At 70.5% G+C, this 20,248-nt stretch carries 14 protein-coding genes; 7 read left to right on the top strand and 7 right to left on the bottom strand.

Annotated elements, in window-relative coordinates:
* Positions 1-2: 2 nt before the first annotated feature.
* Positions 3-3,983 carry an alpha-(1->3)-arabinofuranosyltransferase domain-containing protein gene (locus AC0L5F_RS03185; protein WP_473315168.1) on the top strand — a complete coding sequence of 1,327 codons (3,981 nt, stop codon included), beginning with the start codon at positions 3-5 and terminating at the stop codon, positions 3,981-3,983.
* Here AC0L5F_RS03185 and AC0L5F_RS03180 read toward each other — a convergent pair.
* Genes AC0L5F_RS03180 through AC0L5F_RS03165 form a run of 4 tightly spaced genes read right to left on the bottom strand, consistent with a single transcriptional unit; the run spans position 3,896 to position 10,693 of the window.
* On the bottom strand, positions 3,896-5,089 hold the full coding sequence (locus tag AC0L5F_RS03180; protein WP_473315167.1) for an acyltransferase family protein: 1,194 nt from the start codon (positions 5,087-5,089) through the stop codon (positions 3,896-3,898). The genes AC0L5F_RS03185 and AC0L5F_RS03180 overlap by 88 nt on opposite strands.
* Complete coding sequence (locus AC0L5F_RS03175) at positions 5,086-6,912, bottom strand: hypothetical protein (protein ID WP_473315166.1); 1,827 nt, start codon at positions 6,910-6,912, stop codon at positions 5,086-5,088. Before AC0L5F_RS03175 ends, AC0L5F_RS03180 begins: the two co-directional genes overlap by 4 nt.
* A complete protein-coding gene (locus tag AC0L5F_RS03170) occupies positions 6,909-8,846 on the bottom strand; it encodes a hypothetical protein (RefSeq protein WP_473315165.1) in 1,938 nt (645 codons plus the stop codon). Before AC0L5F_RS03170 ends, AC0L5F_RS03175 begins: the two co-directional genes overlap by 4 nt.
* Positions 8,843-10,693, bottom strand: a complete 1,851-nt coding sequence (locus AC0L5F_RS03165) for a hypothetical protein (protein ID WP_473315164.1) — start codon at positions 10,691-10,693, stop codon at positions 8,843-8,845. The genes AC0L5F_RS03170 and AC0L5F_RS03165 overlap by 4 nt, the downstream gene beginning before the upstream one ends.
* Before the next feature lie 224 nt (positions 10,694-10,917).
* Between AC0L5F_RS03165 and pgfA the strand changes: the two genes are divergently transcribed.
* The 3 genes from pgfA to rpsA all read left to right on the top strand — a co-directional run bounded on the left by pgfA (position 10,918) and on the right by rpsA (position 14,843).
* A complete protein-coding gene (gene pgfA / locus AC0L5F_RS03160) occupies positions 10,918-11,850 on the top strand; it encodes a cell envelope lipid trafficking protein PgfA (RefSeq protein ID WP_473315163.1) in 933 nt (310 codons plus the stop codon).
* Between the two features lie 76 nt (positions 11,851-11,926).
* Positions 11,927-13,180, top strand: coding sequence for a M18 family aminopeptidase (locus tag AC0L5F_RS03155; protein WP_473315162.1), 1,254 nt, complete (start codon positions 11,927-11,929; stop codon positions 13,178-13,180).
* A gap of 187 nt (positions 13,181-13,367) precedes the next feature.
* A complete protein-coding gene (rpsA, locus tag AC0L5F_RS03150; protein ID WP_473315161.1) occupies positions 13,368-14,843 on the top strand; it encodes a 30S ribosomal protein S1 in 1,476 nt (491 codons plus the stop codon).
* Positions 14,844-14,935: 92 nt separating this feature from the next.
* Here the strand turns inward: rpsA and AC0L5F_RS03145 are convergent, their stop codons facing one another.
* Positions 14,936-15,088 (bottom strand): hypothetical protein, encoded by a 153-nt coding sequence (locus AC0L5F_RS03145; RefSeq protein ID WP_473315160.1) that lies wholly within the window; start codon positions 15,086-15,088, stop codon positions 14,936-14,938.
* Positions 15,089-15,181: 93 nt separating this feature from the next.
* Here AC0L5F_RS03145 and AC0L5F_RS03140 point away from each other — a divergent pair, with 93 nt between their 5' ends.
* Positions 15,182-16,162: a GlxA family transcriptional regulator gene (locus AC0L5F_RS03140; protein WP_473315159.1), complete on the top strand. Its 981-nt coding sequence runs from the start codon at positions 15,182-15,184 to the stop codon at positions 16,160-16,162.
* Between the two features lie 26 nt (positions 16,163-16,188).
* On the opposite strand, the gene AC0L5F_RS03135 is transcribed toward AC0L5F_RS03140, so the two are convergent.
* Positions 16,189-17,505: a class I adenylate-forming enzyme family protein gene (locus tag AC0L5F_RS03135; RefSeq protein ID WP_473315158.1), complete on the bottom strand. Its 1,317-nt coding sequence runs from the start codon at positions 17,503-17,505 to the stop codon at positions 16,189-16,191.
* A gap of 185 nt (positions 17,506-17,690) precedes the next feature.
* On the opposite strand from AC0L5F_RS03135, the gene AC0L5F_RS03130 reads away from it, so the two are divergent.
* Both AC0L5F_RS03130 and coaE read left to right on the top strand, forming a co-directional pair.
* A complete protein-coding gene (locus AC0L5F_RS03130) occupies positions 17,691-18,524 on the top strand; it encodes a VldE C-terminal domain-containing protein (protein ID WP_473315157.1) in 834 nt (277 codons plus the stop codon).
* A 10-nt stretch (positions 18,525-18,534) separates the two neighbouring features.
* Positions 18,535-19,137 (top strand): dephospho-CoA kinase, encoded by a 603-nt coding sequence (coaE, locus tag AC0L5F_RS03125; RefSeq protein ID WP_473315156.1) that lies wholly within the window; start codon positions 18,535-18,537, stop codon positions 19,135-19,137.
* Between the two features lie 4 nt (positions 19,138-19,141).
* On the opposite strand, the gene AC0L5F_RS03120 is transcribed toward coaE, so the two are convergent.
* Positions 19,142-20,104 (bottom strand): sigma-70 family RNA polymerase sigma factor, encoded by a 963-nt coding sequence (locus AC0L5F_RS03120; RefSeq protein WP_473315155.1) that lies wholly within the window; start codon positions 20,102-20,104, stop codon positions 19,142-19,144.
* Between the last annotated feature and the right edge of the window lie 144 nt (positions 20,105-20,248).

Genomic DNA, 20,248 nt, shown 5'->3' with positions numbered 1-20,248 from the left:
CGATGACCGTGCACCGCTGGCGTCTGCTGGCGGTCTCCATGGCGCTCACGGCGCTCGCCTTCGTGCAGGACCCCGGCCGGCTCGTCAACGACACCAAGGCCGACCTGGTCATCGACCCGGGTGCCTTCCTCGGACGAGCCCTGCAGCTGTGGGACCCGGACGGCTCGTTCGGCCAGGTGCAGAACCAGGCGTACGGCTACCTGTTCCCGATGGGCCCGTTCTTCTGGCTGGGCGACCTGCTGCAGGCGCCGGGCTGGGTCGTCCAACGGGCGTGGTGGAGCCTGATCCTGGTCGTGGCGTTCCTCGGCATCGTCAAGCTGTGCGGCGTGCTCGACCTCGGGTCGCCCACGGCCCGCGTCATCGGCGGCGTCGCCTATGCACTTTCGCCGCGCATGATCACGGTGATCGGGCCGAGCTCGATCGAGATCTGGCCGGCTGCCGTCGCCCCGTGGGTGCTCGTTCCCCTGGTCATCGGGCTTCGGCGCGGCGATCCCCGCCGGTGGGCGTTGCTCAGCGCGCTGGCAGTGGCGGCGATCGGCGGCGTCAACGCGGTGGCCACCGCGGCCGTGCTGCCGCTCGGAGTCGTGCTGCTCCTGCTGGCCGATCCAGGACCCCGACGCCGCCTGCTCATGCTCTGGTGGCCGCTGGCCACGATCGCGGCGACGGCCTGGTGGACCATCCCGCTCGTGCTGCTGGGCCGGTACAGCCCACCGTTCCTGGACTACATCGAGAGCGCCGCCACCACGACCTTCCCGGCCACGCCGCTGGACGCGCTGCGGGGCACCACCAACTGGCTGCCGTACCTGGACCCGACGCAGGACGCAGGGTTTCGGCTGATCGCGGTCGCCGTGGTGATCCTCAACTCCGTGGTGGTGATGGCCCTGGGCACCTGGGGCCTGGCACGTCGCGACCATCCTGCCCGCGCCTGGCTGCTGGTCAGCCTCGTCGTCGGGCTGGTGCTCGTGACGCTCGGCCACGTCGGCTCGGGCGGCTGGGTGGCCGCCGACGTGCGATCGCTGCTCGACGGCGTCCTGGCGCCTCTGCGCAACACCCACAAGTTCGACGTCGTGGTGCGCCTTCCCCTGGTGCTCGGGCTGGTGCACGCGGTGTCCGTGGCCACCGCCGGACGCACGGACTCACGGCGAAAGGTCGGGGCCGTCGTGCTGACCGTGGCGGCGCTCATCGGCGCCACGGCTCCGGCATGGACCGTGGACCTGCCCCGCAGCGGTTCCTACGAGGAGGTGCCGGGCTACTGGACCGAGGCGGTCGACTGGTTGTCGGCTCGAGCGCAGGACCAGAACACGTTGATGCTGCCCGGCAGCGCCTTCGGTGACTACCTCTGGGGGCGCCCCCGCGACGAGGTCATCCAGGCGCTGGGCACCACGCCGTGGTCGGTGCGCAACGCCGTGCCCCTGACTCCGCCCGGAGCCATCCGGTCCCTCGACGCCTTCGAGGAGGCGTTCGCCAGCGGACGCGGGTCGCAGGCGTTGTCCGACCAGCTGGTGCGGTCCGGCATCCGCTACCTGCTGGTCAGGTCGGACCTGGCCGCCCCCGGGGCCACCGACACCGAGCTGGTCTACTCCACGCTGTCCTCGACGCCGGGCGTCTCGCCCGTCGCGTCGTTCGGGCCCGACGTCGGAAGTCCAGCCACCCAGGACGCGGGCAACCAGGTCGTCTTCGTCAACGGCGGGCTGCAGGCACTGCACCCGGCGATCGAGGTGTTCGAGGTCGACGCGGCCGACTCGATGCGGGCTCGATCGACCGCCGTGCAGGACCTCCCGGCATTGTTCGGAGCCCCGTCCGCGGCGTTGACGCAGGACGGGTTGTTCCCGGGGGACACCGACTTCCTGCTCGCCCAGGACGTGCCACGCGGCCAGGTGCCGGGCCGGACCGTGCTCACCGACACCGACCGGCGCCAGGAGGTCGCGTTCGGCCGGGTTCCCGACGGCCGATCCGCCACCTTGACGCGCGACGACCCCTATCGGATCGATCGTCCGGTGCACGACTACCTGTCGCCGGGGCAGGCCGACAAGCAGACGGTCGCGACGCTGCTCGGCGCCGACTCGCTCACGGCGTCGTCCTCGGCCTCGGACGTCACCCAACCGACCATCGATCCCGCTGCGCAGCCGTGGTCGGCGTTCGACGGTGATCCGACCACCGCCTGGCGGGCCGGAGACCTGGACGGGTGGATCCAGATCGACTACGGCCGCGACGTCTCGCTCGCCGACGCCACGGTCCGGCTCCCGAGTGGGGCAGGAGTGCGTGACCTGGTGGTGACCACCGACAGCGGACGGACCGCCGTCACCGGGGTCGGTGGTGCGCCGGTGCGGCTCGGTGTGGAGGGTTCGACCAGGCGCCTGCGCATCTCCCTGGCCAAGCCGTCGCTGACCGAGCTGTCGGTCGCCGAGGTCTCGGTCCCGGCCGCGCCGGTGGCACGGCCCCTCGTGCTGCCCACCGTGCCGCGGGCGTGGGGCAACCCCACCGACGTCGTGCTCACCGCCGCAGAGGGCCCGGCCACCTGTCGTCGGGTCGAGGGCATCACGCGGTGCGTGGCGGGTCGTGACGGACGCGGCGAGGACGGCTCCACCCTCGATCGCATCGTCACCCTCGAAGGACCGGCGACCTTCGCCGCGGGCGTGAGCGCGCTGCCGGTGCAGAGCGATGCGCTGCTCGACCAGCTCAGCGGTGGTGTGGGACTGCGCACCTCGTCGAGCTCCTCGACCGACCCCGCAGCGGGCCCCTTGGCCATGATCGACGGCAATCCGCAGACCGGATGGGTCGCGGCGCTGCGCGATCGCGTCCCGACGGTCACGCTCGACCTGGGTCGCCCCACCGAGATCGACCGTCTCCGGCTGCGCACCGATCCGACCCTGGCGGCCTCCGCTCCCAGGAGCGTCACGCTGACGTTCGACGACGGACGGCAGCAGACGGCGGCCGTGGACGTCGACGGTCGGCTCTCGTTCGATCCCGTGACGACGCGATCGGTCTCGATCCGCATCGATCGCGTGTTCGTGCGCTCGTCGTTGGCCTTCGACGGATCGGGCACCGGCCTGCCGGCGGGCATCAGCGAGCTCTCCGTGCCCGGCAGTGGCATCGACCCCTCCAAGGGCAGCGCCTCGGTCGTCGACCTCGGGTGCGGGTCCGGTCCGACCCTCGGTGTGGACGGCCGCGAGTTCCGCACCGCCATGCAGGTGTCACGCAGCGCGATCATGACCCGCGCGGAGCTTCCGGCCCGGGTGTGTGGCGGCGCCGACGTCGGGCTGCGGGCGGGCGGCAACCGCATCCGGGTGACGCCGAGCGACGCGTTCCGGCCGGTCCAGCTGAGGCTCGCCCAGGGTCCCGGCGTCGCCGGTCGGGCCACGGCCTCGCCGCTGCAGCGCGACGGCAGCACGGCGTTGTCCACGACCACTCCCACGGGAACCGACCAGGTCGTCACCGTCCCCCAGACGGTGAATCCCGGGTGGACCGCCGGCTCCTCCGATCCCGTGACGGTCAACGGCTGGATGCAGGGATGGGTGACCTCCGGGGGAGAGGTGACGGCGCGCTTCGCTCCCGCGGGCCTGTACCGGGCCGGCCTGGCGCTCGGGGCGATGCTGGTGCTGGTGACCCTCGCGCTGGCGTGGCGACTGCCGGAGCGGTCCGTGGCCGGCAGCCAGGCCGCTCCTCGACGCCGATGGAGAGCGGGCACGCTCGCGGTGGGCGGTGCCGTGGCGGCTGCGCTGCTGGCCGGGGCGGCTGGTCTGGTGGCCGCCGTTCTCGGGCTCGCGATCGCCGCCACCCTCGGGCAGCGGCGGGGCGCCCCGATCGCAGCCGGACTGGTGCTCGTGGGTGGGCTCGCCTACGTGCTGCTGCCGTGGAACGGCCCGGACGGCTGGGCCGGTGCCGAGCGGTGGCCTCAGTGGCTGGTGGTCTGCGCCGTGGCCGCTGCGGTGGACCTGCCGATCGTGCGCAACCGCATCGCCGGGCGCTCGACGACGCGGTAGCCGATCTCGGCGATCACCAGTGCGCCGAGGAGCGTGAGGGCGAACAGCTGCCAGCCGTGCCCCTGGTACAGCGGCAGGTCCAGCAGGTCCGTGACGGCGTGGATGACCAGCAGGTGCACGCAGAAGATGCCGTAGGAGATGAGCCCGACGTGCCGCAGCACGGGCAGCGCCAGCACGGTGGCGTAGCCCGAGCCCGTGCGCCGACCGAGGATCGACGGCATCAGCACCAGCACGGCGATGACCGTGTAGAGCACGTTCTTGGTGACGGCCTCGGCCGGGGTGGGCTCCAGCAGCAGGATGGGGCCGGCCAACGGGGTCGCCGAGAGCGCGAACAACGCCAGTGCCATGGACCAGCACACGCCCGGCTGGGCTGCGAGGTCGACCGCCGTGGTGAACCGGCGTCCACCCGGACGGCGCAGCTCGACGGTGACGGCTGCCAGCGCGAGGCCGGCGGCGAACCACGCGGCGAAGGCCGGCGGCCACAGCGCGGCGCCGGAGACGTGTGAGGGGACGACGGCCAGCCAGACCCAGCCGCTGAGCGCGGTGACCGCCAACGCGACCAGGACCGCCTCGATGCGCCAGCCGCGACGCAGGGCAACCCGGCGCAGCAGCCACATCAGGAGGGGGAGGGCGAGGTAGAACGCGACCTCGACGCACAGGCTCCACATGTGCGTCAGGCCGGCGACCAGCTCGCCGCCGGGGTAGATCTGGGTGAGCGTGAGCGTGCGCAGCCACGTCGTCCACCCCAGCCCTCGGTTGTCGGGAAGCGCGGCCAGTGCGACGACCACCGTGAGGACGTACAACGGCATGATGCGCAGGAACCGCTTCCACAGGTACCGACCGGCCCGGGGCGCTGAACGACCGTCGGCCATGGCCAGCAGGAACGGTCGGCCGAGCAGGAAGCCCGACAGCACGAAGAACAGGGCCACGCCGAGGTCCAGGCGCGAGGTCATGGCGCCCAGCAGGCCGCTGGCGTAGAAGCCGGACCAGAACGCCACGTGGGTCGCGAGCACCCCGAGCGCTCCGACGGCGCGCATCGTGTCCAGACCCGGGTAGACGTCGTGCTCGCGGGCGACCTCGGCGGGCCCTGCCGAACCGGCTGTCACGACACCGCTCCCGGGACCAGCTGGCCCACGTTGACTCCGTCCACGCACAGCGAGGTGAGGCCGACCGGCGTGATCTCGACGGCGTCGTACGCGCCCTCGGTGGACAGGTAGAGGGTGTGCAGGCCCTTCTTGACCGCGATCTCGCGCTCGGTGGTTCCTGCGCGCACGGTGACCCGCCCGTCGGCGCCGGCGAGGTACCCGATCGTCATCCAGAACGGGAAGTCGATCACCGGCGCGATGGGGATGCTGACCGGCTCCTCCGCGCTGACGGCGTAGCCACACCGACCGTCGGGTCCGGGATCGCTGCGTGGGTCGCCGGGCAGCAGGGCGGGAACGACGCGACCGCTCGGGTCGAGGGTCTTGAGGTCGTTGCCGGCCTTAGTGAACCGCAGCCGGGTGCCGAGCGGGGCGAGGGTGCGCGATGCCAGGCTCGCGGGGAAGGCCGCGTTCCACAGCACCACGTCGGGCACCGACGTGTCGGCGAGCGTGACGGGGGACCGGGCGGTCTCGGCGCGGACCTGGGCGACGTAGGCGCGCTGCGGCATCTCACGCTCGGAGTGCCACGGGCGCACGTAGGACACCGAGCTGATCATGGCGCCGATGGCCAGCACGGCCATCAGGCTGCGCGGCCAGCGGCGCCGCACACGGAGCGTGAGCAGCGGAGGGTCCCGCGGCTCCAGGGAGCCGAGCGCACCGCGTACCGGCATGATCGCCAGACCCAGGCCGAGCGCGAACACGCCGGCCAGGTCGGCGAAGTAGCGCAGCTCGAACGCCGCAGCCTCGGGACCGAACGCCGTGCCGCGGCCCGCAGCGACGAGGACGGCGCTCAGGACGGCGTATCCGAGGACGATGGCTGCGGGCCACCAGGCTCGCCGGTGGCGCAGGGACTGGATCGTGAGCAACGCGACCAACAGCCCCCAGCTGAGCACCGTCAGGATCAACGGCGTGTCGACGAACAGGCGCGGTCCGACGCCGCCGGGCTGCCCGAGGGTCTGCCACGTCCAGGGCCCGCCGAGCAGCGAGGGGATGGCCGCCTGCACGACCGACAGGTCGATCGTGTCGAAGAGGACCCGGGGACTGGGGATCGGCGACCGGGGAACGACGGTCAGGTACAGCCAGACGTACGCGACCGTCAGGCCGCCGAGCACGATCGTGGAGTGCCAGTACTGCCCGAGCGTCTGTCGCAGCCGTGGGAGGAGGCGGCCGCGGGCGAAGTAGGTGAAGGTCAGGGCCACCAGCAGCACCGGCAGCAGCAGCGTCTTGGTGTAGCTCGCGTAGCCGAGCACCAGGAACGCGCCGGTGACCAGCGCCCATCCCCAGGTGCCGCGGCGCAGGTAGGTGACGTGGGCGGCGACGGCGCCGAACAGGGCGATCTGGTGCGGCAGCTGGTTGATGGCGGCCGCCCACCAGACGTCGCTGGTGATGGTGGCGGGCGACAGCAGGAACGCGGCGAGGGGGACCAGCATGGCCGGACGATCGCCGAACAGGGTGCGCAGCATCCACCAGCACGCGACCGCGGCCAGGGCCTGCATGACGATGATCTGCAGTGCTGCCGCCCACCACGAGAAGGCAGCGAGGTGCCCGACCCAGGTCGTGAGCCACAGCGCGAACGGCATGAAGTGGATGTTGTGCGGCGTGAGCAGCCAGGTCCCGGTGTCGGCGCCGCGCGCGGTCGTGCCGAGGAAGATGAAGTCGTCGGAGTAGAACCAGCTGCCGGAGGTGGCCCAGGCGCGGAAGACCACGTGCGCCACGATCATCACGACGGCGGCCAGCACGACCTTCTCGCCACGCTCCAGCGGGCGGCGCGCGGTCGTCGAGGTCATGGGGCACCGTCCTTCGGCACGACGGGCCCGACGTGGACGTTGTCGACGCACAGCGTGAGCTCGAAGTCGCCGGGTGTGAGCCACACCGAGCCGAAGTCGCCGTCGGTCAGGAACAGCAGGGTGTGCAGTCCGCGCTTGACCTCGATGGTGCGATCCGTGGTGCCGGCCTGCACCCGTACGCGACCGTCGGAGTTCGCGAGGTAGTCGATGCGGGTCCACCACGCGCCGGGGACGACCGCCGTGATGGGTATCCGCGTGGTCGTGGCCTGGACGAGGTAGCCGCAGTCGGGGACCGGACCGGGGGCCGCGCGCGGAGCATCGGGAATCGTCGCTGGTCGCAGCCGGCCCCTGGCGTCGATCAGACGCAGGTCCGTTCCCTGGGTCACGCCCTCGAGTCGTGGAGCGAGCGGCGCCAGCTTTCGAGACGGCAGGTTGTACGGGAAGATCACCGGATTCGCGACGACCGGAGGCAGCGGCAGGTCAGCCACCCGCACGGTGCCGGGCGGCTGGGCGGCCAGTGACGTCTCCACGGCGGCCAGGAACTGCCGTTCCGGGAAGGTCGTGTCGCTCGTCGTGGAGTGCCACGGCCGCACGTAGGTGATCGTCGAGGCGATCGACCCCACGAGGAACACGATCACCAGCGTACGGACCGCGGCCACGGACAGACCCCGCGTGACGTAGGGCTCGGCCCGTGGGGTCACGGCGACCCGAGCGCCCACGATCGGCATCAGGGCGGTGCCGAGTGCCAGCGCGATGATGACGGCCACGTCGGAGAAGTAGCGGATCTCTCGAGCACTGACCTGGCTGCCGAAGGTGCCGGCTCGGCCGATGAACACCAGGCCCGCTGACAGCAGGGTGTAGGGCGCCAGGATCCACAGCGACAGCAGGGCGTGACGGTGGCGGGCCCATCGGTGAGCGACCAGGGCGACGACCAGCAGCCAGGACACCACGATGACGAGCAGGCCCGGGTCGACGAGCGACTGCGGGGCGCCGCCGACCAGCAGGTCAGGGTTGTCGCGGTACGCCTGCGGGACACACCTCGAGTCGGCGATGAACGGGTCGATGCCGCCGGTCCACAGGCGCCAGGTCCACGGGCCACCGGTCACGGCGGTGCCGAGTGTCTCGACGAACGAGTTCTGCATGACTCCGGGCAGCTCGCAGGTCCGGCGAGGCGGGGCTCCGGTCTGGCGCGACGCCCAGAGAGCGACGTAGCCGGCCAGCAGCACGCCGTAGCTGATCCACGCCGGCCAGAGTCTCAGCAGCTGCCTCGCACGCGACCGGATGGACCCGCTGGTGAACCACAGCCACGAGATGCCGAGGAGGACCAGCACGATGAGCGGTGCCTTCAGGTACGCACCGAGGCCCAGCGTCAGGAAGGCCGCCGCCACGGCCAGGTGACGAAGCCGGCCGCTGCGCAGGTACATCACGTGGCCGACGACCGCACCGAAGAGGGCGATCTGATGGGGGTACTGGTAGATGGCGACGGACCACCACACGCTCGCCGGAACCGTCAGGGGCGAGAACAGGTAGAACATCAACGGCAGCAGGATGAGTCGGCGGTTGCCGAACAGCACACGCAGCATCCACCAGCACGCCAGCGATGCCGTCAGCTGCAGGACCAGGATGTTCGCGGCGTAGGCCGACCACGAGAACCCGGCGGCGCCGACGAGCCAGGCCATCGCGAACCCCACCGGCTGCACCAGGCTGAAGTGGCTGTGGAACAGCCACGCGAATCCGGTGTCGCCACGTGTCACGTCGGCGATGAAGATGTAGTCGTCCCACATGAACCAGCTGCGCGAGGTGGCCCAGGTGCGCAGCACCATCTGGATCGCGACGAGCCCCAGCGCACACCAGGTGACGGAGGTCCAGCGCGGACGCCAGCGACCGTCGAGTCGGCGCGCCAGGCTCCGCAGCGGGTCCTCGGTGGTGCTCATCGCGACGCCGGCAGCGGCGCCGGGAGACCGTAGCGGACCGAGTCGACGCACAGGTCGTCGGCGTAGGACAGGTCACTCACGTGCACGGTGGGGACGGGCGTGGGCGTCGCCACGAGCACCCGGTGCCGTCCCGGCAGCACCGGCTGGAGGGTCCGGACGTCGCCCGTGTCGATCAGCATCGTCCCCGGGCGCGTCGCGCGGTACCGGACCTCGAGCCACAGGCCGAAGCTGGGCGGCGGCACGATGGTCCACCAGCGACCGTCGTGGGTGATGTCGAGGCAGGGGCCGGAGGGGTCAGGGTCAGCCACGAGCTCGGGGGAGTCGGGCTGGCGTACTCCCGCGAGGGTCACCCGGCCGTCCCCGTCGAAGATGGCCAGGTCGTTGCCGCGCGTGGTGGTCCGCACCTGGGTGCCCAGGGGCGCGTAGTAGTTCTTGATCGCCGAGTTCTCGCCGAACAACGGGCTCAGCAGACCGATCGGCACCCCGACGTCGGCGAACAACGGGTCCTGGTCCCGGATCTCGGCGATGCCGCGCTGGGTCAGCGTGCGCTCGCCGAAGTCGCGCCACGAGGTCGTGTAGGCCTGCGACGACCACAGGCTGCCCGCGACGACCGCGACCGCAGCGACTGCGACGACGCCCCGGCTGACCGGCCCCCGCCAGATCGGGTCGGCCCGCGGGACGACCGGCTCGAACGACCCGACCACGGGCACGAACATCGCCACCAGGGTCACCGTCAGCAGCGGGATGATGTCGGAGACGTACTGGACGTACCGTCCGACCTGCTCGCCTCCGAGCACCGCGAGGACGAAGGCGCGTCCGACGAAGATCAGCAGGGCCGATCCGAACACGTAGGCACCGACGGCCCACAGCATCCGCATCGAGCGCTCGCGAGTCGCCCACGCGTAGGCGATCACCGCCAGCACCAGGAGCGCTGCGAGCACGGTGGGCACCAGCGGCGGGTTGGCGTAGTTGATGGGGCCGTTGACGAAGGGGACCCAGCGCCACGGACCTCCGACGACGGTGGGCACGAGGTTCTGCAGCACCAGCGCCTGCCCGAGGTCGAGGAAGCCGCTCGGCCGCTGCGGGCTGGGTGGGGGCGACTCGCGGGTCAAGTAGATCGCCAGCCACAGCACGCTGATGCCGCCGTAGGCGACCCAGGCGGCCCGGAAGCGACGCAGGGCGATGCCGGTCCTCGTCCAGGGTGACCCGAAGCTGAACCAGGCGAGCGTCATGATCGCCACGGAGACCACGATCAAGGGTGTCTTGGCGTAGGACGCGTAGGCGACGAGCAGGAACAGGCACGCGACGACCAGCCAGCGCAGGCGACGTCCGCGGCAGTACTGCACGTGCGCCGCGATCATGCCGAAGAAGCCGATCTGGAACGGCAGCTGGTTGATCGCGACGGCCCACCACATCGTGATCGTCATGGTCAGGGGGCACAGCAGGTAGAACGCGAGGCCGCCGAGGATGGCGGGTCGGTTGCCGAAGACGGTGCGCAGCATCCACCAGCAGGCGAGTGCCGCCAGCAGCTGCAGGGTGATGATCTCGACGGCTGCCGCCGACCAGGTGAACGGCGGGCTCAGCACTGTCACCAGCTTGACCAGGCCGAAGGACAACGGCATGAAGTGACCGTTGTGCAGGTGCAGGTACCAGGCGGTGTCGTCGATGCCTCGAGCGATGTCGGACATGAACAGGAAGTCGTCGACCAGGAACCAGCTCTGGGAGGTCCAGATGCCCCGCACGACCGTGTGGGCGACGATCAGCACGGCTGCCACCAGGGTCACCGATCGCGACGACATCGGGCCGAGCCGGCGACTTCTGCGGGAGTCGGTCGCGGCGGCTTCCACGACACGATTCTCGACGGCAGTCACGAGGCGAGATTCTCGCACAGACAGGGGGTCTGGACGGCCGGCACGTACTCGCGAGTAGTCCGTGCGGGCAGTCGCACGCCCGCGTCGCGCAGGTGTGACCCTCACCACTGCTACCTTCACGTAGTTTCTATCGACAGAGGGAGTCGGTTGTGGGTTCGAAATTGGCAAGAGCGAGCATCTTCTTGGGGGCTTTCCTCCTGGTGCTCGCAGTGCTGTCCAAGTACTACATGTACGACCGCCTGGCGGTGGTCCCCGACAACACCCAGACCACGAGCATCTCGTCCACGGCGCCGGGAGATGACGCGGAGTATCTCGACGTGGGCGCGGGCCCGGCCGTCGTCGACGGCCCGCTGAAGTCCACCCGCATCGTCGAGGGCGACGTGAAGCTCAGCGAGGAGGCCAGCAAGGAGCTCGGTCGCGACATCGCGGTCTGGAAGACCTTCAGCTGCACCGCTCCGCCGTCGTTCGACTGCGGCAGTGGCGAGACGCCGCTGAGCGCGACGACCGACCTCGTGGCGTTCGACGCCCACACCGGTGAGACCGTCGACTGGGACAAGACGCGTTCCGAGACCGGCGGGACCACCATTCGTGGCCCGTTCAAGGGTCTGTACTTCAAGTTCCCGTTCGACACCCAGAAGAAGGACTACAAGTTCTGGGACGGCACCCTCAAGGAGGCCACGACGGCCAAGTACATGGGCACCGCCAAGGTCAAGGGACTCGACGTGTACAAGTTCGAGCAGGTCATCGAGCCCACCAAGACCGGCACGCTCGCGGTGCCCGGCTCGCTGGTCGGTGTCGCTGACAAGCCGACCGTCGTGACGGATCGCTACTACGCCAACACCCGTTCGTTCATGGTGGAGCCGGTCACCGGTGTCATCATCGTCGGCGGCGAGTCGCAGGACGGCTACCTCGAGCTCGACGGCCAGCGCGTGCTGACCACCACGAAGGCCACCTTGCAGTACACCGACGAGAACACCCAGGAGACGGTCGACGAGTACAAGGGCAAGGCGGCACTGCTCAGCGCCGTCAAGACCACGTTCCCGCTGGTGGGCGGCCTGATCGGCATCGTGCTGATCGGCGCCGGGCTGGTCCTCGGTCGTGGCCGCAAGCGAGGCGAGCACTCCGAGGCCTGACGGTCTCACCTCGGCGGACGCCGCGACCCTCACCGGGTCGCGGCGTCCGTGCGTCCGGGGGACCTAGGCTGGCCACATGACTGCCGCCGCTGATCTGTGCACCTTCATCGACGCCTCGCCCACGCCGTTCCACGTCTGCGCGACCGTGGCGGAGGCGCTGCGGTCCGCGGGGTACACGGCGGTGGCCGAGTCCCGCGCCTTCCCGAGCGAGCCCGGCCGGTACTTCGTCGTCCGTGGCGGATCCATCGTGGCCTGGAGCACCGAGGCCTCCGCGGGAGCCGGCGACCGTTTCCGGGTGGTCGGCGGCCACACCGACAGCCCGAACCTGCGGGTCAAGCAGCGCCACGACCGCTCGATGCTCGGCCTGGGCGTGGTCGCGCTGGAGCCGTACGGCGGCGCGTGGCTCAACTCCTGGCTGGACCGTGACCTCGGCGTGGCCGGACGGCTGGCCATGCGCGACGGCGCGACGATCCTGGTGCAGGTCGACGAGCCCGTGCTGCGGGTGCCGCAGCTGGCCATCCATCTGTCGGAGAACCGCAAGGGTGTCGAGCTGGACCCGCAGCGCCACCTCAACGCCATCTGGACCACCGGCGACCGGCAGTTCCTGCCCTGGATCGCCGAGCAGGTGGGTGCACCGGTCGACGACGTGCTCGGATTCGAGCTGATGACTCACGACCTCGCGCCCAGCACGCTCACCGGTGCTGCCGACGAGTTCGTGTCGGCCCCGCGGCTGGACAACCAGGGCACCTGCTTCTCGGGCCTGCAGGCGCTGCTCGGCGCCGAGCCGGTCGACGGCGTCGTGCCGGTGCTGGCGCTGTTCGACCACGAGGAGATCGGCAGCACGTCCGAACGTGGGGCCCAGTCCGACCTGCTGTCGACGGTGCTCGAGCGCATCGTGATCGCTCGCGGGGGAGGGCGCGACGACCTGCACCGCATGGTGGCCTCCTCGATCTGCGCCAGCGGCGACATGGCGCACGCCACCCACCCCAGCCACCCCGACCGGCACGAGCCGCTGCACCCGATCACGATCGGCGGCGGGCCGGTGCTGAAGGTCAACGTCAACCTGCGCTACGCCACCGACGCCGCCGGCGCGGCCGAGTTCCACTCCGCCTGCGACCGCGCAGGCGTGCCCTTGCAGCGGTACGAGCACCGGGCCGACCTGCCGTGCGGCTCCACGATCGGACCGTTGAGCGCTGCGCGCACGGGGATGCTCACCGTCGACGTGGGAGCGCCTCAGCTCGCCATGCACTCCGCCCGCGAGCTGATGGGCGCGGCCGACGTCGACCTGTACACCCGCGCGCTGACGGCGTTCCTGTCGCCACCGGCCTGACCGGGTCGTCGGTGCTGCCGCCCCACCGACCCCCGCATGGCGCCGTGTCGCCGCCGGAGCGTACGATTGGAACGCCCCAGCAGCCCGCTTGCGCCTCGGACGTAGCAGGCACACGCTCGTGGATCCTCACGAAATCCGGTTGTTGGCGTGCCCGTCCTATCCATCCATCCATCGGAGCAATCCCTCTATGACAAGCATCGCAACTCCATCTGCGGCACCGCAGGTTGCGGTCAACGACATCGGCAGCGAAGAAGACTTCCTCGCCGCCATCGACAAGACCATCAAGTATTTCAACGACGGCGACATCGTCGAAGGCACCATCGTCAAGGTCGATCGTGACGAGGTCCTCCTCGACATCGGCTACAAGACCGAAGGTGTCATCCCCTCCCGCGAGCTGTCCATCAAGCACGACGTCGACCCCAACGAGGTCGTCGCGATGGGCGACGTGGTCGAGGCCCTCGTCCTCCAGAAGGAGGACAAGGAAGGCCGTCTGATCCTGTCCAAGAAGCGCGCACAGTACGAGCGCGCCTGGGGCGACATCGAGAAGATCAAGGCAGAGGACGGCGTCGTCGAGGGCACCGTCATCGAGGTCGTCAAGGGCGGCCTCATCATGGACATCGGCCTGCGTGGCTTCCTGCCGGCATCGCTGGTCGAGATGCGCCGCGTGCGCGACCTCGACCCGTACATCGGCCAGAAGATCGAGGCCAAGATCATCGAGCTGGACAAGAACCGCAACAACGTGGTCCTGTCCCGCCGCGCCTGGCTCGAGCAGACCCAGTCGGCCGTTCGCCAGAACTTCCTCACCGAGCTGCAGAAGGGGCAGGTGCGCAAGGGCGTCATCAGCTCCATCGTCAACTTCGGTGCGTTCGTCGATCTCGGCGGCGTCGACGGCCTGGTGCACGTCTCCGAGCTGTCCTGGAAGCACATCGACCACCCCAACGAGGTCGTCCAGGTCGGCGACGAGGTCACCGTCGAGGTGCTCGACGTCGACATGGACCGCGAGCGCGTCTCGCTGTCGCTCAAGGCCACCCAGGAAGACCCCTGGCAGCACTTCGCGCGTACCCACCAGATCGGTCAGATCGTCCCGGGCAAGGCCACCAAGCTGGTCCCGTTCGGTGCGTTCGTCCGCGTCGAGGAGGGCATCGAGGGCCTGGTGCACATCTCCGAGCTCGCCGAGCGTCACGTCGAGATCCCCGAGCAGGTCGTGCAGATCAACGACTCGGTCATGGTCAAGATCATCGACATCGATCTGGAGCGTCGTCGCATCTCGCTGTCGCTCAAGCAGGCCAACGAGACCGAGGCCGCGGTCGGCGACGACTTCGACCCGACGCTCTACGGCATGACCTCCTCGTACGACGAGGCCGGCAACTACATCTACCCCGACGGTTTCGATCCCGAGACCGGCGAGTGGCAGGACGGATTCGACGAGGCCCGCGCCGCGTGGGAGAAGCAGTACGCCGAGGCCCACGAGCGCTGGGAGGCGCACAAGAAGCAGATCGAGGAGGCCGAGAAGGCCGGCATCGAGGCTGCTCAGGCCACGAACTACTCCTCGGACACGGCTTCGGCCGTCGCCGAGGGTGGCCAGGCTCCGGTCCAGGAGGGCTCGCTGGCCTCCGACGAGGCGCTGCAGGCGCTGCGTGAGAAGCTGACCGGCGGCGAGTAGCACCCGCTGTTCCACGACGAAGCCCCCCGACCCTGGCGGTCGGGGGGCTTCGTCGTTGCGGGCTGGTTCGCTGTGGGTCAGAGCGGTGCGGGTCAGAGCAGTGGCCGCTGACCGTAGTAGGAGGTGGGGGCTCCCTCGCCGCGGTGGCTGCGAGGGGCGGGGCGGCTGCCGTAGCCGTCGTGGGCGATCGTCCGGACGAGGACGATCACGCTGATCAGGACCAGGAGTGCTGCGAAGATGATCATGGCAGTAATGCTTCCAGCGTGGTGATCCTGCCACCAGTGGCAGAAATGCCAGTACGCGTTGATATTCTGCCAACCCTCTGCCAGCATGGGTCCATGCCCTCCGAGACCACGCCAGCGCCCGCCAAGACCGTTGCGGTCGTCGTGCAGGACGGTGCCGAGCCGTTCGGCCTCGGGTCGCTGTGCGAGGTGTGGGGCGAGCCGTACCACCCGGACGACGACAACCCGGTCTTCGACTTTCGCGTGTGCACCCCTCGGCCCGGTCGGGTGCGCGGTCGTGCGGGCTTCGACCTGCACGTCGAGCACGGCCTGGAGGCGGCCGCGGACGCCGATCTGGTCTGCTTCTCGCCCCGGTACGACTTCCTCGAATTCGACCCGGCCGTGCTCGAGGTCGCCCGCGCCAGTCACGCGCGGGGAGCCACCGTGTTCGCCCACTGCTCGGCCACCTTCATCCTGGCCGAGGCCGGGCTGCTCGACGGGCGTGAGTGCACCACCCACTGGCGGTACCCCGAGCTGCTGGCGCGCAGGTACCCGCAGGTCGTCGTGCGCCCTGACGTGCTGTACGTCGACGCGGGCAACGTCATGACCGGCGCCGGTTCGGCCGCCAGCATCGACGCCTCGCTGCACCTGATGCGCCGCTGGTTCGGTGCCAAGGTCGCCGCCACCACGGCGCGCCGCATCGTGGTGCCCCCGCACCGCGACGGCGGCCAGGCGCAGTTCGTCCGCACGCCGATGCAGAGCACCGACGTCGAGACGCTGGCGCCGCTGCTGGACTGGATGACCGAGCACCTCGAGGAGAACCTCAGCGTCGATCGTCTGGCCCGACGCGCGCACATGTCGTCGCGCACCTTCGCCCGACGGTTCCGCGACGAGACCGGCACCACCCCGCTGCAGTGGCTGACGGGGCAACGTCTCGCGCTGGCCGAGGAGCTGCTGGAGGACTCCTCGTGGTCGATCGAGCAGATCGCGCACCGGGTCGGTTTCGGCAACGCCGCCACGTTGCGGCACCACTTCTCCGCCCAGCGAGGCGTCACGCCCCAGCAGTACCGCCAGACCTTCTGCGGCGTCCCCGCCTAGCCGGTTCGCGGCATCCCGGCACGGCGTCACAGCTCGGTGCGGCGCACCTTCCCGGTCGCGGTGCGGGGCAGCGCGTCGAGTCGGGTGTACTCCTTGGGCCGCTTGGGCGGGGCCAGCCGCTCGGCGGCTCGGTCGCGCAGCACCTGCTCGCTCGCGGTGCCGACATAGGCGGCGCACACGCGCTGGCCCCACTGGTCGTCGTCGCGTCCGAAGACGGCGACCTCCACGACGTCGGGGAGGTCCTCCAGTGCGGCCTCGACCTCTGCGGGGTACACGTTGACGCCGCCGGAGATGATCAGGTCCTCGCGTCGCGAGTCCAGGTGCACGTAGCCGTCCTCGAGGTGTCCGAGATCGCCCACCGTGAAGGCCGGACCGGCGTCGGTGGACCGCCACGCGGCCGCGGTCTTGTCCGCGTCGCCCCAGTACTCGAATCGCGCCCACGGGGGCACGGCGCACCACAGCTGTCCGTCGTCGTCGACGGTGACCGTGCGGCCGGGTCGGGCGCGACCGACGGTTCCGGGATGCGCCTGCCACTCCGCGGCGGAGCAGGCGGTGAACTGCCCCTCGGTCGCGCCGTAGAACTCCCACACGACATCGGTGCCGAACTGACGGTGGGCCCGTCGCCGGATCGGGTCGGGGCAGGGCGCACCCGCGTGCGCGACCAGTCGGAACGACGAGGTGTCCAGCCGTTCGCCGGACTCGTCCAGGTGCGCGAAGAGCCGCTGCAGGTGTGCCGGGACGCAGAACATCGAGGTCGGTCGAACGGTGCCGATGGTCCGGACGAGGTCGCCGGCGTCGAACCGGGGAAGAACGGCGATCGATCCGCCGGCCAGGAGGGTGCCGGAGGCGAACCGCAGGGGAGCGGAGTGGTAGATCGGCGACACCACCAGGTGCAGGTCGTCGGCCCGAAGATCCCACAGCTCCTGTTCCTCGCGCACCATCTGCTCGGCCGCATCGGGCGCCAGCAGCCCGGACCACACGCCCTTGGGGCGTCCGGTGGTCCCCGACGTGAAGTGCATGGGTCGGCACCTCGGCCAGGCAGCGAGGTCGGTCTCCGGGCCGGCACGGAGCGAGTCGAGCGTCTGCTCGTCCTCGACCACCAGCCCCGGTGACACGTCGTCGATGATCGCGGCGCGCTCCGACGGCGTGAGGCGCGGATCGATCGGCACCGGGACGATGCCGGCGCGCGACGCACCCAGCACCACGTCGACGTAGCCGGCGGTGCCGGACGTCGCGAGCACGACGCGGTCGCCGTCGACGAGGCCGGCGTGTGCCAGGGCTCCGGCCACGCGCCGCTGGGCCCGCTCGCTGTCGGCGGCGGTGTGGACGGCCGGCTCGGTCACGGCGCGAGTCCTCCTGTGTCGGGTGGGGTCAGGTGGGCAGCAGGGAGAGAAGGGTCACACCGGCACGCGTGGATGTCGTGCACGGCGGCCTGATGCGTGGTCCAGTATGGTTGACTAGACGGTCTTCCCCCCGGTGCCCCGAAGCGGCACGTCTGGACATCCCCCACCCCGTAGGCGGTTCATCCGTGGCATCACCCGGTCAGCGGCACTCTGCGCCCCGACGCAGTCGCCGCAAGATCTCCGTGCTGCGCACCGCGATCCCCGGTCTCGGGCTGCTCGCGATCGTCGGATCGGCCGTCGCAGTGGTCGTCCACGAGCCCGCTGCTCCGGCGAGCACGTCCGCGGCCGCCGCACCGTCGGTGCTGGCCGCCGCCGAGGCCTCGCCCCCCACCACGGTCAGCCGTGACGCCGAGCGTCCGCCGCTGCCCAACGACACCGAGGTCGAGGCGCAGATCACCGGCCTGATGTACGTCACCGAAGAGGTGGCCATCCGCGCTGACTCGGACTCGAAGTCCCCGAAGCTCGCCACGCTCGAGCCCGGCGACACCGTCGATGTCACGGGCAGGACCGACGGCACGTTCACCGAGATCATGCACAAGGGCGTGTCCCGCTGGGTCGCGTCGGCCGACGTGTCGGTCGACGAGCCGCTCGGCACGGCACCGTGCGCGTCCGGATCCGGCGTCGAGCGCGGCCTCCGCCCCGACACCATCAAGGTGCACCGGGCCGTGTGCGCCAAGTTCCCGCAGATCACGCGGTACGGCGGCGTGGCCGGCCGCGGCGAGCACGCCACCGGTCAGGCGCTCGACATCATGGTGTCCAGCGACCTCGGCAACCAGATCGCGTCCTACCTGATGGAGCACCGCGCCGAGCTGGGGATCGAGTACCTCATCTGGCGTCAGCGCATCTGGCGTCCTGCGACGTCGGCTGCGTGGCGTGGCATGAAGAGCCGCGGCAGCGCCACGGCCAACCACATGGACCACGTGCACGTCACCACCTACGGCAACGCCGCCACGAGCTGACGGAGCGTCCGTGACGCTCACCGTCGGACTCACCGGAGGCATCGGCTCGGGCAAGAGCACCGTCAGCGCCGAGCTGGCGCGCCTCGGTGCCGTGGTGATCGACTACGACCGGCTGGCGCGCGAGGTCGTCGAGCCCGGCACGCCGGCGCTGGCCGCCATCGTCGAGCGCTTCGGCACCGACGTCGTGCAGCCCGACGGCAGCCTCGACCGCCCCGCACTCGGAGCCATCGTGTTCGCCGAGGAACGGGCGCGACGCGATCTCGAGAAGATCACGCACGCCGCCATCCGCGAGCGTGCTGCCGAGATCGCGGCAGCGGCGGCCGACGACGCCGTCGTGGTGCACGACAACCCCCTCCTGGTGGAGATGGGCGCCGCCGAGCTCATGGACGTCGTGATGGTCGTCGACGTCCCCGAGCAGGTGCAGATCGATCGGCTCGTGCGCGATCGCGACATGAGCGAGGCCGACGCCCGCGCGCGCATCGCCGCGCAGGCCACGCGCCAGCAGAGAGCCGATGTCGCCGATCTGGTGATCGACAACACCGGCTCTCTCGACGAGCTGCTGTCGCGGGTGGGAGACGCGTGGCGCAGGCTCGTTCAGGGGGACGTGCGGTAGGGGATCAGGCCGCCAGGTCCGGGTCGGCGATGCGACGCAGCTTGCCGAGCGCCTCGCGCTCCAGCTGACGCACCCGCTCGGCGGAGATGCCGTGTCGCTTGCCGATGTCGGCGAGCTTCTGCTGACGACCGTCGAGCAGGCCGTAGCGGGCTCGCACGATGTCGGCCTCACGGTCACCCAGGTGGCCGACCAGGCTGGCGATGAGGTTGCGGGTCTCGCCGCTGATCACCTGGTTGTCGGGTCCGGGCTGGGTCTCACGGGCGATCAGGTCGCCGAGCGAGGTGTCGCCGTCGTCGTCGACGGGCGAGTCGAGGCTGACGTGGTCGCGACCCCAGGACATCAGGTCGATCACGCGCTCCACCTCCATGCCGAGCTCGGCGGCGACCTCGGCGGGCTCGGGGTCGTAGCCGAGCTGGCGCTCCAGGTTGCGGCGCGCTGCCGTGACCTGGTTGAGCTCCTCGACCACGTGCACCGGCAGCCGCACCACGCGAGCCTGCTGGGCGATGCCGCGGGTGATGGCCTGACGGACCCACCACGTGGCGTAGGTGGAGAACTTGAAGCCCTTGGCGTAGTCGAACTTCTCGACGGCTCGGATCAGGCCGGTGTTGCCCTCCTGGACCAGGTCCAGCATCGGCATCGCGGAGCGGCCGTACTTGCGGGCGATCGAGACGACGAGGCGCAGGTTGGCCGCGATGAACTCCTGCAGCGCCTGCTCGCCGGCCTCGGCGAGCCAGGTGAGCTCTTCCTCGGTGGCCGACTTGGGGGCACCGCCCTTGCGGCGGCCCACCCGTCCGGTGTCGAGCAGGTGGCGGGCCATCATGCCCGCCTCGATGGTCTTGCTCAGCTCGACCTCGCGCTCGGCGTCGAGCAGGGGCGTGCGCGCGATCTCGGCCAGGTACATGCCGACGCTGTCCTTGCCCTCGGTGCTGGTGCTCTTGCTGGTGGTACTCACGTGGCGCCTCCCCATGTGTGGTCTGTACTGATCACAACGTGGACGACACCGCGAGGATTCCGCTCTCAGTGGCTTCTTAGGAGTGCCCTGCTATGGAACGCCCCGAATTTGCGGGCCCAAGCACCGTCTGCCCGTCCCGGAACGGTGCTTGACCCCGCA

The sequence above is a fragment of the Aeromicrobium sp. 10G20-16 genome (genome assembly GCF_055809665.1).
This window is presented reverse-complemented; position numbering and strand designations above follow the sequence as displayed.

Bases quoted from the DNA above. Each gene is read 5' to 3' on its own strand.
- AC0L5F_RS03185 (WP_473315168.1), top strand. From the start codon at position 3: ATGACCGTGCACCGCTGGCGTCTGCTGGCGGTCTCCATGGCGCTCACG.
- AC0L5F_RS03175 (WP_473315166.1), bottom strand. From the start codon at position 6,912: ATGACCTCGACGACCGCGCGCCGCCCGCTGGAGCGTGGCGAGAAGGTC.
- AC0L5F_RS03170 (WP_473315165.1), bottom strand. From the start codon at position 8,846: ATGAGCACCACCGAGGACCCGCTGCGGAGCCTGGCGCGCCGACTCGAC.
- AC0L5F_RS03155 (WP_473315162.1), top strand. From the start codon at position 11,927: ATGACTGCCGCCGCTGATCTGTGCACCTTCATCGACGCCTCGCCCACG.
- rpsA (WP_473315161.1), top strand. From the start codon at position 13,368: ATGACAAGCATCGCAACTCCATCTGCGGCACCGCAGGTTGCGGTCAAC.
- AC0L5F_RS03145 (WP_473315160.1), bottom strand. From the start codon at position 15,088: ATGATCATCTTCGCAGCACTCCTGGTCCTGATCAGCGTGATCGTCCTC.
- AC0L5F_RS03140 (WP_473315159.1), top strand. From the start codon at position 15,182: ATGCCCTCCGAGACCACGCCAGCGCCCGCCAAGACCGTTGCGGTCGTC.
- AC0L5F_RS03120 (WP_473315155.1), bottom strand. From the start codon at position 20,104: ATGGGGAGGCGCCACGTGAGTACCACCAGCAAGAGCACCAGCACCGAG.